The organism is Brucella sp. BE17 (assembly GCF_039545455.1).
Taxonomy (GTDB): domain Bacteria; phylum Pseudomonadota; class Alphaproteobacteria; order Rhizobiales; family Rhizobiaceae; genus Brucella.
Genome location: NZ_CP154467.1, coordinates 638,913 through 651,420, shown reverse-complemented (window position 1 = coordinate 651,420; position 12,508 = coordinate 638,913). Strand labels below are relative to the sequence as shown.

Genomic DNA, 12,508 nt, shown 5'->3' with positions numbered 1-12,508 from the left:
GCACATGCAGCTTTAAATCCGGCGAGGATATCATTGGCAAAGCTTACAAGTATCGGCGATGAGGCGAAGATCGCACTCGACACTTTGGCGGATCGCGCGACCGCACTTTTTTCTCCCGCGCTGCGGCTTGGCGTTACCGGGCTTTCTCGCGCTGGTAAAACGGTTTTCATCACCGCTTTGGTACATAATCTCGTGCATGGCGGCAGGTTGCCGATGTTCGAAGCTTATAAGTCAGGGCGTATTTCCCGCGCTTTTCTAGAGCCGCAACCCGACGATGCCGTACCGCGCTTTCAGTATGAGGAACACCTTTCCGCGCTGATCGACGACCATATCTGGCCCGATTCAACCCGCGCCATTTCTCAATTGCGCCTCACCATCGAATATGAAACAGCTTCGGCCTGGGGGCGCTGGCTTTCGCCGGGACGCATTTCCATCGATATTGTTGATTATCCGGGCGAATGGCTTCTCGACCTGCCCCTCCTTGGGAAAACCTATACCGAGTTCAGTGCCGCTTCCTTTGCGCTCGCCAATGAGCCAACCCATAAGGATCTTGCGCAACAATGGCTTTTGGAAGCAGCAAGCGTTGACGCGTCGCGGAAAGCTGATGAACTGACGGCGCAGCGTCTTGCAAAAAGCTTTACCGCCTATCTGCGCGCCGGAAAGGCCGATGAGCGCGCCCTTTCCACCTTGCCACCCGGACGTTTCCTGATGCCCGGCGATCTGGAGGGGTCTCCAGCGCTGACGTTCGCGCCGCTGCCCAACATTGCGCCAGACGATATCCGCCCCGGTACGTTGGCGGCGATGATGGAGCGGCGTTACGAGGCCTATAAGACCCATGTCGTCAAACCATTCTTCCGTGAATATATCGCCCGCCTCGACCGCCAGATCATACTGATCGACGCCATGCAGGCGATGAATGCAGGCGGTGCCGTGGTCAACGATCTGGAACGCGCATTGACCGATATTCTCTCATGTTTCCGACCGGGCAGTTCCAACCTCCTGACGGGGCTCATTCAGCGCCGTATCGGTCGCATTCTGGTGGCCGCTACAAAGGCCGACCATCTGCATCATGAAAGCCACGACCGTTTGCAGGTGATCGTAAGACGTCTGGTCGAGCGCGCCATTGAACGCGCTGACTTTTCAGGTGCTGGCATCGAAGTGCTGGCCATGGCCGCCGTACGCGCCACCCGCGAAGCGAGCGTCACCCAAAGCGGGGAAACCCTGCCGGTGATTGTGGGAACACCGCTGAAAGGCGAGCGCATCGATGGTGAGTTGTTTGACGGAGAAACGGAAACAGCTATATTTCCCGGAGACTTACCAAGAAATCCGAATGTAATATTTGAGCAGAAAACATCGCCCGATAATCCTCCAATTCGCTTTGTCCGCTTTCGTCCACCACGTCTGGAGCGCACCGCGGAGGGCATAACCCTTTCGCTGCCGCATATCAGGCTCGACCGTGCGCTTCAGTTCCTGATCGGAGATCGTCTGGCATGAATGACGAGCAGAAACGCAAACCGGCAGCCTTTAAAATTGACCGAAAGCAGGAACAACAACCTGCACCGGCGCAAGAGGCAGCACGCCGTCCGCGCGCTGTCACAAATCTTGAAACAATAATCCCTGAGCCGGATGTCTTTGCGTTAAGTGACGATGAGGCGGCGGAGCTGGAAATTCTCGAACCGGCTTTTGAAGCACCTGAACGCAAGGGTCTGTTCGCGGGCTGGTCATTGAGCAACATACTACTATCGGCGCTCGGTATTCTTGCCTCTTTTGCCATTGGCATATGGGCCGAAGACCTGATCCGTGCGCTTTTTAATCGTGCGGGCTGGCTGGGCTGGACGGCGCTTGGCGTGGCACTCGTAGCACTCGTTGCCTTCATCGCCATCATCATCCGGGAAATGCTTGCCTTGCGTCGCCTCGCCTCAGTGCAGCATTTGCGAAAAGCCGCAGCCGATGCATCTGAGCATGACGACATGACGGCAGCGCGCAAGGCCGTGGATGAACTGCGCGCGATTGCCGCTACACTACCCGAAACGGCACGCGGGCGAAAACTTCTGGCCGATGTCGATAATGACATCATTGACGGTCGCGATCTCATAAGGCTTGCAGAAACCGAAATCCTGCGCGCGCTTGACCGTGAGGCGCGCGCGCTCATTCTGCATGCCTCCAAGCGAGTATCCCTGGTCACGGCGATCAGTCCGCGTGCGCTTGTCGACATCGCTTATGTAATCTTCGAGGCGGCGCGACTAATCAGACGGCTATCGCAGCTTTATGGCGGACGCCCGGGAACGCTCGGCTTTATCAGGCTGATGCGGCGCGTACTGGCGCATCTCGCGGTTACCGGAACACTCGCCATGAGTGACAGCGTTGTTCAGCAGCTCGTCGGTCAGGGCCTCGCGTCGCGCCTTTCGGCTAAACTCGGCGAAGGTGTAGTCAATGGCCTGATGACAGCACGGATCGGCATTGCCGCGATGGATGTGGTGCGCCCTTTTCCATTCAATTCGGAAAAACGCCCCGGTATCAGCGATTTCATTGGCGATTTGACACGCATTGGCAACGAAAAGGGCAATGAACAGGCTAGAAAAAAGCAGACAGGCGACACCTGAACGCGAATTATCTGCAAATCCGGTTGACTTAATCGCCGTCGCAAACCAAGCATTAACCATTCACAGCGATTATTGGATACAGAATCCTGTACCGGAATCGGTCCTTCCGGCACAGCCAGGAAATTCTGGTTTTCGTGATGCGTGTGTCGGCAATGGTCGTAACATGCCAAACCACAACGATTAGGAAGAGCGTCTGCATAGGACGCAAATTCCAGAACAGAGCTGATTATGAAAAATTGCATCGCCGCCTGCATGACGCTGCTGCCTGTTTCTTGTTTTCTCGCGCCGGCTCTCGCCGCCGACGTGAACAAGGACAAGCAATTTTTCCAGACAATCGAAGGGAAATGGTCAGGCCCGGGCGAGATCGTGGCCGGAAAATACAAGGGCACGAAATTCGTCTGCAATCTGGCTGGTACGACGCCCGACAAGGCGGTCGGCATGACGCTCGACGGCACCTGCCGGGTCGGCGTCTTCTCGCAGGCCATGAAAGCGACCGTCACCCGCGTAGGCTCCGGTTACTCCGGTGCGTTCAACGACGGCTCTAAAGGCAAAGGCCTTGATGTAACCTCGGGTACGATCAGCGGAAACAAGATGGTGTTCGGCCTCAACCGCAAGCAGTTGAATGGTGCCATGCTGGCCCGTATCTCCGATCCCAATACGATGAATGTTACTGTTTCCGTTCGCGTTGAAAAGGAACTGGTTCCAGTCATCGGCATGAATTTGAAGCGTATCGACAACGCAGCTGTTGGAAGCATCGCCAGAAACTAATTCGACACCCTATTTTTGCCACCAGCCCGCATCCGTGCGGGCTTTTTCTATTTTATCTGTAGAAATAGCTTTCAGCCAGTCCGTGACGCTGTGCCCTGAAATTCGCAGATCCGGTGCAATGTCGCTCAAAGGCAGCAGAACGAAGGCGCGTTCGTGCATGCGTGGATGTGGGATTTCCAGCTGCGGCGTGGAAAGGACGACTGCTTTTCCATCCACTTGGTCCATCGCCAGAATATCGATATCGATGATGCGTGGCCCCCATCGTTCCTGCCGCACACGTTTGAGAGACTGCTCTATATCAAGACAAGCGGCAATGAGTTGCAGCGGCGCAAGCGTCGTTTCAACCTCAGCACAAGCATTGTGAAACCATGGCTGGTCGGTCTTGCCCCATGGCGGGGTGCGGTAGACTGGAGATACCGCCTGAATGTGCGTATCTGCGCGCGCGTCTAGCACGTTCAGCGCCTTCGACATGGAAATGACAGGATCGTCAATATTTCCGCCAAGTCCAAGCCAGGCGCGATAGGTGAAGGCGGTCACCGGGGATAAACCACCGTCACCTCGACATGGTCGAGAACTCCGGGCACCGGCGCATTGGGCTTGCGGATCGTGATTTCCGAACGTTTGATCTGCGGAAAACGTTCACACAAGGCCTTGCCCACATCCAGCGCCAGCGTTTCGATCAGATAGCGCTGGCGGCCGGTGATGATGTCTTCGATCACGCTGAAGGCAATCCCGTAGTGAACGGTCCCTTCTATGTCATCGCTTTCGAGTGCATTTCCGGAATCCACATCCAGAACCGCATCGACATAGAACCGCTGGCCTAGCTTGTTTTCTTCATCAAAAACGCCGTGATGTGCAAAGAAGGCACAATTCATGATGCGGATCGTGTACACGGGCTTTACTTCCTGTTTTCACTGAATTTCATATGCATTCAGCTTTGCGATGAGTTTCTTGCAGGATAGCATCCGCAACCGCAAGGGCATCCTTATTAAAAGCGACATTATGAACCCGGAAGATGTCGGCACCTGCAAGCCTAAGCGCGACCGAGGTCGCAGCGGTTCCTGCATCACGCGCCAGCGGTTCACGTCTGTCGGTCATTCGTCCGATGAAACGCTTGCGCGAGGTGCCAATCAGCCAGGGATAATCGAGACGCATCAACTCCCCCATACGGGCCAGAAGCGCCGTGTCTTCATCAAGATCATTGCCGAAGCCGAAACCCGGATCGAGAACAATTTGTGCATCGTTGATTTTCGCCTCAAAGGCGATCTCCAGCGAGCGGCCAAGAAAAGCAAATCGATCGGCGATCGGGTCCGGCTCACACTGACGCTCGCGTGTCGTATGCATGATAACGATTCCTGCCCCGCTTGCTGCCGCGACATTTGCGATATCCGGCTCGCGTTGCAGTCCCCAGACGTCATTGACGATATGCGCACCCGCCGCCACGGCTTTGCGCGCTGTTGAGGCGCGATAGGTATCGACTGACAGAATGCAATCATAGCGCTTCGCCAAAGCTTCGATAACCGGCACGACACGCGCGGCTTCCGTCTCGCCATCGACAGCGGCAGCACCCGGTCGAGTTGACTCCCCGCCGACATCGATAATAGACGCTCCTTCTTCGAGCATTTTCGCGGCGGCATCCAGCGCTTTACGCAAATCGTCATGATGTCCACCATCGGAGAACGAATCCGGTGTGACGTTGAGAACACCCATGATCAGCGCATTTTCGCCGATTTCCAGCGTCCGTCCATGAGCCAGTTGCCAGATTTTAGCCATTATAAGGTATTCCTGTAGCTTTATTATCAGTAGCCAATGACTAACCAGACTGTGACAAGCCAAACTGGCTAATGGTGATTTTAAGCAGCGTTATAGTTCCATTGACGTTTCCGTGCCAAGTTAAAGCATGTATCCTGAAAACAGGAACCGGATTTTGGCCGAAGGTATGTGTAAAAGGGGTGCCGGATATGAATTTCAGAAAAAGAATTCTGGCTCTGGGTGCGGTCTTGGCCCTAACCGTCTCACAGGCGGATGCAGCATCGATCTTCCGTCAATATAAATACTACAAGATCTACGGTACGACCGCAGCGCAACTCGACAAGGCGTTGTCTAACAAGGGGCCATTCTTGAAGAAAACCGGCCAGCATCATCCGGGCGCTGCCGAAATTCGATTCGACGCCAAGGTAAAATATGGCCGTGCAACCGGCAAAGCCTGTAAGGTGCAGGGTGTCTATGTCAACATTCATGCCAAAATTGCCCTGCCGCGCTGGGCGCAGCGGCGTAAGGCGAAGCCGGAACTGGCACTGGTCTGGGATACGCTTTCACAGGATATCCGACGTCACGAGGAAAGCCATATCGTCATTGCCCGCAGCCATGCCAGCGAAATGGAACGACAGATTCGTGCCCTGCGCAGCCGTTCCGATTGCGCGGCCTTGCGCGCGAACATAGACAAGGTCACGCAGCGCATCATGGAATCTCATGATAAGGAGCAGCAGCGTTTTGACCGCGTCGAGACGATCAATTTCGAAAATCGTTTCGAGCGCCTGCTGACTTACAGACTGGAGAAAATGTATAAGAACGCGCGTTGATATTGCCGTAGTTCTAAGCTTTTTTGCGCATTGCCTGAGTCATAAGCGCGGCCTCGTGAAAGCCAGAGACGATCAGCTTCAGTTTTCCCGGATAATGACAAGCATCCCCGATCGCATAGACACCCACTTGCGTGGTGGCAAAAGAATCCGGCGCGACGCAAATAGCGTTTCCTACCCGTTCAAGCGCTAGACCGATCAGCGGATCAGGGCGCTTGATTTGCCCGTCCTGCTCAAGCGCACCCAAACCGGATGCAATAACCACTGCATCGGCTTTGAAGGAAAAGTCCCGATCTGTCGATATAACAAGCTGCTTTTCAGCCCGCTCCAGTGATCGGACCACGTGTGAAAAATGGAAAACAGGCTCGTAAGGCGCAATTTGCTTCAGAAGTCGGTCGACGATTTCCTCTGCCATGATCGACGGAAAGCCCGGAATATCGTAGATTGGCTTGTCTGGATAGAGAACACGACATTGCCCACCCGCCTGGTCGAGCGTATCGAAAACATGGCAACGAAAGCCAAAAAGACCGAGTTGAAAAACTGCGTAAAGCGCAACAGGTCCCGCCCCGACGATTGCTATCCGGGCTCTGTCACGGTTTGCCATCATCGCTCCCTTTGAACCGTGTTGTATATTTTCTAATTCAGGAAACACGCTTTAAGTTTGGTTTTTACGCAATTCTTCCCAAAACCGGATCCCACCTTTGGGAAACATTCTTCTAGTTTTGGCGCTCGGGAACACGAACCACCAGCCCATCAAGCTCGTCAGTGACACGAAGCTGGCAGGACAGTCTGGAACCAGGGTGGACCTCATAAGCGAAATCGAGCATGTCTTCTTCCATCGGGTCAGGGCCCCCTGCGCGCTCAACCCATTCGTCATCGACATAGACATGACAGGTAGCACATGCGCACGCACCGCCGCATTCCGCATCGATGCCCGGTATGCCGTTGCGAATGGCTACTTCCATTACGCTCGAACCATTGTCCGCCTCGACTTCGGTGTGATTTCCGCCATCGGCGGAGACAAATATGATTTTTGTCATTTCCATTCCTTGAAACCGCTATACGTATACCGGCATCCCGTAAAACCCGCACAGATACAACACATAACGGCAGATCGTCGCTTTCAAGCCAAATACGGCCTTCTGGCCCCGGTTTCAACCGCTTCATGTTCTTTGAGAAAGGCTGCGCCAATATGCCGTTTCAAGCGGATGGCAAATAGATATAACGGGTTTGATGCAAAAACTGCTCTTGCCGTCCGATAAATCCGGGCAAATAATATTGCATCAGGGATGGAACACTTTTCAATTGGCTGTCAACGGTAGGCATGAACAGGTTGTAGAAAATTATCCACCTCTCGTATAAAGTGCTTTTTTATTAACCAATTTACCGTGGGTGATGAAGGACCGGAATTCGGTTCCTCCGGTTTACACACAGTGACGAACGGTACGAACAAGCCGGTTTTAGGGGTATTATGTAGGCTTCGGGGTTTTCCGTTAACCTTATATTTAAAGTTTTAGGTGGTGGCAAAATACGCCTATTTCCTTAACACGGCATAACCGTTACGATGCAAATTGGCGGAGATGGTTTGGTAACGGCTCTTTAAGAAGGTCCGGCCGTCACAGTAATGAGTACGAGGTAGGCAAAGCGATGGCTTCAAAATCCAAGGCACAGAGTCTCGACCTTGAGGTTGAACAGGCTCTGGAACAGGCACTCGGCATCGATTTCGACGACGAAATCGTTATTGATCTTGAACTGGATACACTGGACGACGATGAGTCGGTCAATAATCTGGAACAGCAGATTTCGCGTGCCGCTGAGGAACTCGTGGCCGAACAGCGGCATCAATCTACACCACCCCCAGTCGCAACGACGCCGGTAAAGCCAAGAAGCGAACCGCAAATTGCCACCGCTTCCGTTATTGCAACGCCTGCTGCACCTCCTGTGCCGCCCGCAATCAATGCCGCCAAACCGGCAGTTGAGAAAGATCAGGCCGCCGCCCCGCAGGAGACATCAGAAGCCGTCATCCAGCCAAAAGAATCCGCACCAGTCATCAGCAATTCCGCATCTGCCCAGCGTACGCCTGCCAACGACGATTCACGCAATGATCGCATCATCGCTGCCGCACCGCGACGGGTTACTGAGCGCTCCTCCAAACTGTACTGGACGACGACAGCGCTCAGCTTGCTATGGGCGGCAGGCGGCGTGGCTATCAGCAAGGCCATTGATCCTGACGTCTTTTCCAGCACTGGTGCTGCCACCGATTTCTTCACGTCGCCCGCGGGTATCGGCGTTGCCGCTGGCGTTGTGCTGCCGGTCGCTATGTTCTGGGGCTTCGCATATCTGGTAAAGCGCGCGCAAGAAATGCATAGCGCCGCGCGCGCTATGTCGGATGCTGCATTCAAGCTCTTGCAGCCTGAATCCGTGTCAGGCGACCGCGTTTCATCGATCGGCCAGGCGGTACGCCGCGAAGTGTCTGCCATGAACGAGGGCATTGAACGCACGCTGGCCCGTGCAGCGGAACTGGAAACGCTCGTTCAGTCGGAAGTTCATCAGCTCGAGCGCGTTTACAGCGAGAATGAAGGCCGTATCCGCTCGCTAGTAGTTGAATTGGGTAATGAGCGTGAAGCGGTCGTGAGCCATGCTGAACGCGTGCGTTTCTCGATCTCCGGCGCGCACGAACAGCTGAAAGAAGAGCTCTCGAGCGCTTCCAACATCATTCGCGACAACGTTCTTTCCGCCTCGCAGCAGCTCGGCGGTGTGCTCGATGAATCGGGTGAACGTCTGATCGGCCAGTTGACCGAGAGCGGATTGTCGATTGCCAAGGCTATCGAAACGCGCAGTGATGACATCAGTTTACGCATTAACAATTCTGGCGAATCTTTCGCCAATTTGCTTGATACCCGTATCGCGGAGCTTGATGAGCTGTCTCGCTCTACAACGCAACATGTCTCCGAAGCGCTCGATGAACGCGCCGCCTCCATTTCCGGCTTGTTCGGCAATGCGACAGAAAGCATGGTCAGTAAATTCGACATGCGTCTTGCCAATCTGCAAGGCTCGCTTGATGAACGCAGCCACGCACTCGTCACCGAATTCGAGGCACGTGCGCAGGCGCTAGACAGCAGCACTGAAAAACTTAACGCCGCACTTGAAACGCGGTCGCGTCAGATTAACGAAAATCTGATTGCCCGCACCCGTGAAATTGCCGAAACTTTCTCGGGCGGTCGTGCATCACTGAGCACGGTTATCAGCGAAACAAAGGACAGGATCGCTGACAATCTGGCAACGGTTGGCCAGTCCCTGAGTACGCTTCTTGATGAAAAAACGGCAGCCTTTTCCACCAAGATCACGGAAAGTAGTGATATCGTTGCCGCATCTCTGGAAGGCGAAACTGAACGCGTTTCGGCGATCATCCGTGGCCATTCAGATACGCTTGCCGCCCATAGCACCGACATCCGAAACGCCGTTGATGCAAGTGCGTCGGCAATGAGTTCCGTTGTTGACAGCCATGCATCCATTTTGTCTGAGCGCACGCACGCCCTTCAGCAGGCCATGGCAGATCATACGGCACTTCTGGACGAGCGCTTTACCGATCATTCCCGTTCGCTTCAGGAACGGGCCGCGGGCCTACACGAGATCATCCGGGGAAATCAGGAAACGCTTTCTCAGCTCATGGATGAGCGTGCGATTGCAATGCGCGAAAATTTCAATGAAAACCGCGATGTTCTTGCACGCACTTTCGATGAAAAGGCCGACGCGCTCAAATCCCTCATTGCTGAAAATCAGGATACGTTGGCCCGCGTTCTGGACGAGCGGACTGCTGCTTTCGGTCACTCAATTACGGCTGGTCGCGAAGCTTTCGAGGCTACGCTTGGCGAACATATCCATCACGTAGAGCAAAGCGCCAGCGGTCTTAACGCGGTCCTCAAAGACAATCGTGACATGCTTACGGATATGCTCGAAGGTCATGAGCGTTCCGTTGAAACGCGCGCCTCTGAAATCCGCTCGACCATCGTGGACAGCACCACATCACTTCATCAGTCGCTGCAGGACCATGGCAACATGCTTGAGCAGCGTACCAACAACCTGCGCAGTGCCATCACAGAAAGCGCCTCAACGCTTGAGCAGGCCTTCGAAGGGCAGAGCGATGTCATCATTGAGCGCACGCAGACGATGGAAAAGGCACTTTCGCTGGGCGTCGACAATGTTCGCCGTACTCTGGAACAAAGTGCTGTTGTCGTCGCAACATCGCTGCGTGAGAAGATCGGTGAAGCTGCCAGCACCTTGTCATCAGAAGCCGCGAAAGCCGGCGAAGCCCTTGACGGTTTCGGCGAAAGCTTCAGTGCTCGCCTCATTGATAATCTTTCCGGCACCGAAGCGCGTCTCGGCGAACGTGCCGACACGATTGCCGGTCGTCTCGGCGACATTGAAGGCCGTCTCACCAGTGAACTGAGCGCCATCGAAACGCGCATTTCCCAGACTGCCACCGAGACCAGCCAGACACTGGCCAATCACAGCGAGGCCTTCTCCACCAGTGTTGCCGACAATCTGGCCGGCACCGAAACGCGCCTTACCGAGCGGGCAGACGCCATAGCAACGCGGCTTGGCGATATCGGTTCGCGCATCACGATGGAACTGGGGTCTGTCGAAGCGCGTATTGCAAAGGTGACCGATACAACCGCTGTTACCCTTGAAGAACGCACTCGCGAACTCAACGTCGTTCTCGCCGCACGCTCGCAGGACATCACCAATATCCTCAACGATATTGCAGGTCCGCTTGTCGAACGCCTCTCTGATAGCGGACGCGGTCTGGCGCAGCAGCTGGAAGATGCGACCCATGCCGCAACGGATCGTTTGCGCACGGAAAACGCAGCCCTTGTCAATGCATTGGCAAGCCGCACTGCTGAAACCATTGCCGCCGTCCAAGAGGCGAAATCAGGGCTTTCCGAAAATGTCGGTGAACTGATCGATCGTCTTGCCACATCCAATGGCGAGTTGGGTAAGCTCATTGATGCAGCAACCCGCAATCTGACCGATATCGATGGCCGTCTGGTCGATACGACATCGCATTTCGTCGAAAACGCCAATCGTGCGGCGCAGATGTTCCAAACATCGACCGGTCTTATGGATACCAATATGGGTGTCCTGCGCAGTCTTTCCGACAATACGCTAACGCAGATTGCGGATATCGCGGGTCGTTTCGAGGACCATGGCAAGGTGCTTTCCTCCGCCTCCGACATGATCAATTCGGCACAGAACGGCCTTGTCAGCACCCTTTCAGATCGCCAGGTCGCGCTCGACAAGCTGGCTTCCGGTCTCGTCGAAAAGTCGGAAAGCGTCGAAAAGCTCATGAAGTCGTTCGAAAGCCTCGTCAGCACCGCTTTTCAGCGTGCAGAAGGCCAGACACGGTCTTCCGCTGAAAAAATGCGCGAAAGCGTATCGGAAATCGTCGAACAGGCGGCGCAGAAATTCTCGACCGCAACCGAAGAAATCCGCCGTACCGCCAGCGAAATCCGCACCGAACTCGACGCAACGCGTGGCGAGCTGAAGCGCGGTGTTCTCGATATGCCGAGCGAGGCGAAGGAAACCACTTCGGCGATGCGCAAGGCAGTGAGTGAGCAGATCAATGCGCTCAAGGAACTGGCGGAGATCGTCAACAAGTCTGGTCGCCTGATCGATGTCGGCGAAAGCCATGCCGATCGCCCCGTTTCCCGGCCTGCGATGAGTGCGCAGCGCCCGGCACCGGTGAGGGCTCCCATAGCGCCTGCCCCTGCAGCTCCGGTTGCCGTTAAAGCTGACGCGGCTTCGCGTCCACGCCCGACTGAGACACCCCAGGGAGCATCAAAAGTGCAGCTCGCGCCTGCCGCCGACGTCGCACCGGTAGAAAAGCCGCGCGGCTGGGTGTCCGACCTTCTCGCCCGTGCGTCTCGCGAGGAAGAAGAAGCGGCACAGCCCAAGGCGAAGTCCACCGTTGCACCGCGTTCGCCAAGTCATGTGGTGGAATCGCTCAACTCGCTGTCGGTCGATATAGCACGCGCCATCGATCATGAAGCATCGCTCGAACTGTGGGAGCGTTATCGCGGAGGCGAGCGCAATGTCTTCACGCGACGCCTCTACACGCTGAAGGGTCAGCAAACCTTCGATGATATCAAGCGCAAATATCAGTCGGATGGCGAGTTTCGCCGCGCCGTCGACCGTTACATGGACGATTTCCAGCGCTTGCTGGAAGACGTGGCCCGTAATGACCGCGACAACATGATTACGCAGACCTATCTGACATCCGATACGGGCAAGGTCTACACTATGCTGGCACACGCAAGTGGACGCCTGCGCTAACCAAAGCAGCAGCCTTAAAAAAACGGCCTTCGGGCCGTTTTTTGTTGGTTGAATACAGAAATTAAACGCTACTCGATGCTTTGCAAGCCATGATCAATCGAGACATAGGAATCAACCACGACACGTCTGGTTATTACGACCAAGCGTTTGCAATACACTCCATTGATGACATCGGTTCCTGCGTTATCGACGTTCTCAAACAATCGATAATCAAATAGGTTCCCT

The 12,508-nt window shown here is 55.0% G+C and carries 10 protein-coding genes; 5 read left to right on the top strand and 5 right to left on the bottom strand.

Features of this window, described 5'->3' with window-relative positions; translation table 11 throughout:
* Positions 1-33 precede the first annotated feature (33 nt).
* The 3 genes from AAIB41_RS03160 to AAIB41_RS03150 all read left to right on the top strand — a co-directional run bounded on the left by AAIB41_RS03160 (position 34) and on the right by AAIB41_RS03150 (position 3,371).
* On the top strand, positions 34-1,494 hold the full coding sequence (locus AAIB41_RS03160; protein WP_343314158.1) for a YcjX family protein: 1,461 nt from the start codon (positions 34-36) through the stop codon (positions 1,492-1,494).
* Positions 1,491-2,603, top strand: a complete 1,113-nt coding sequence (locus AAIB41_RS03155; RefSeq protein ID WP_343314157.1) for a TIGR01620 family protein — start codon at positions 1,491-1,493, stop codon at positions 2,601-2,603. Before AAIB41_RS03160 ends, AAIB41_RS03155 begins: the two co-directional genes overlap by 4 nt.
* A 228-nt stretch (positions 2,604-2,831) precedes the next feature.
* Positions 2,832-3,371, top strand: coding sequence for a hypothetical protein (locus AAIB41_RS03150; protein ID WP_343314156.1), 540 nt, complete (start codon positions 2,832-2,834; stop codon positions 3,369-3,371).
* A 9-nt stretch (positions 3,372-3,380) separates the two neighbouring features.
* Here the strand turns inward: AAIB41_RS03150 and folK are convergent, their stop codons facing one another.
* From folK to folP, 3 genes are all read right to left on the bottom strand, one after another.
* Complete coding sequence (gene folK, locus AAIB41_RS03145) at positions 3,381-3,842, bottom strand: 2-amino-4-hydroxy-6-hydroxymethyldihydropteridine diphosphokinase (RefSeq protein WP_343314793.1); 462 nt, start codon at positions 3,840-3,842, stop codon at positions 3,381-3,383.
* Positions 3,843-3,904: 62 nt separating this feature from the next.
* Positions 3,905-4,264, bottom strand: coding sequence for a dihydroneopterin aldolase (gene folB / locus AAIB41_RS03140; protein ID WP_343314155.1), 360 nt, complete (start codon positions 4,262-4,264; stop codon positions 3,905-3,907).
* Between the two features lie 28 nt (positions 4,265-4,292).
* Entirely contained in the window at positions 4,293-5,144 is an 852-nt protein-coding gene (folP, locus tag AAIB41_RS03135; protein WP_343314154.1) for a dihydropteroate synthase, read from the bottom strand.
* 188 nt (positions 5,145-5,332) lie between these two features.
* On the opposite strand from folP, the gene AAIB41_RS03130 reads away from it, so the two are divergent.
* Entirely contained in the window at positions 5,333-5,953 is a 621-nt protein-coding gene (locus tag AAIB41_RS03130) for a DUF922 domain-containing protein (RefSeq protein WP_343314153.1), read from the top strand.
* A 13-nt stretch (positions 5,954-5,966) separates the two neighbouring features.
* Here the strand turns inward: AAIB41_RS03130 and AAIB41_RS03125 are convergent, their stop codons facing one another.
* Positions 5,967-6,554, bottom strand: a complete 588-nt coding sequence (locus AAIB41_RS03125; protein WP_343314152.1) for an NAD(P)-binding protein — start codon at positions 6,552-6,554, stop codon at positions 5,967-5,969.
* 112 nt (positions 6,555-6,666) lie between these two features.
* Positions 6,667-6,990, bottom strand: coding sequence for a 2Fe-2S iron-sulfur cluster-binding protein (locus AAIB41_RS03120; RefSeq protein ID WP_343314151.1), 324 nt, complete (start codon positions 6,988-6,990; stop codon positions 6,667-6,669).
* A 607-nt stretch (positions 6,991-7,597) separates the two neighbouring features.
* Between AAIB41_RS03120 and AAIB41_RS03115 the strand changes: the two genes are divergently transcribed.
* Positions 7,598-12,283, top strand: coding sequence for a kinesin (locus AAIB41_RS03115; RefSeq protein ID WP_343314150.1), 4,686 nt, complete (start codon positions 7,598-7,600; stop codon positions 12,281-12,283).
* The last annotated feature ends 225 nt before the right edge of the window (positions 12,284-12,508 follow it).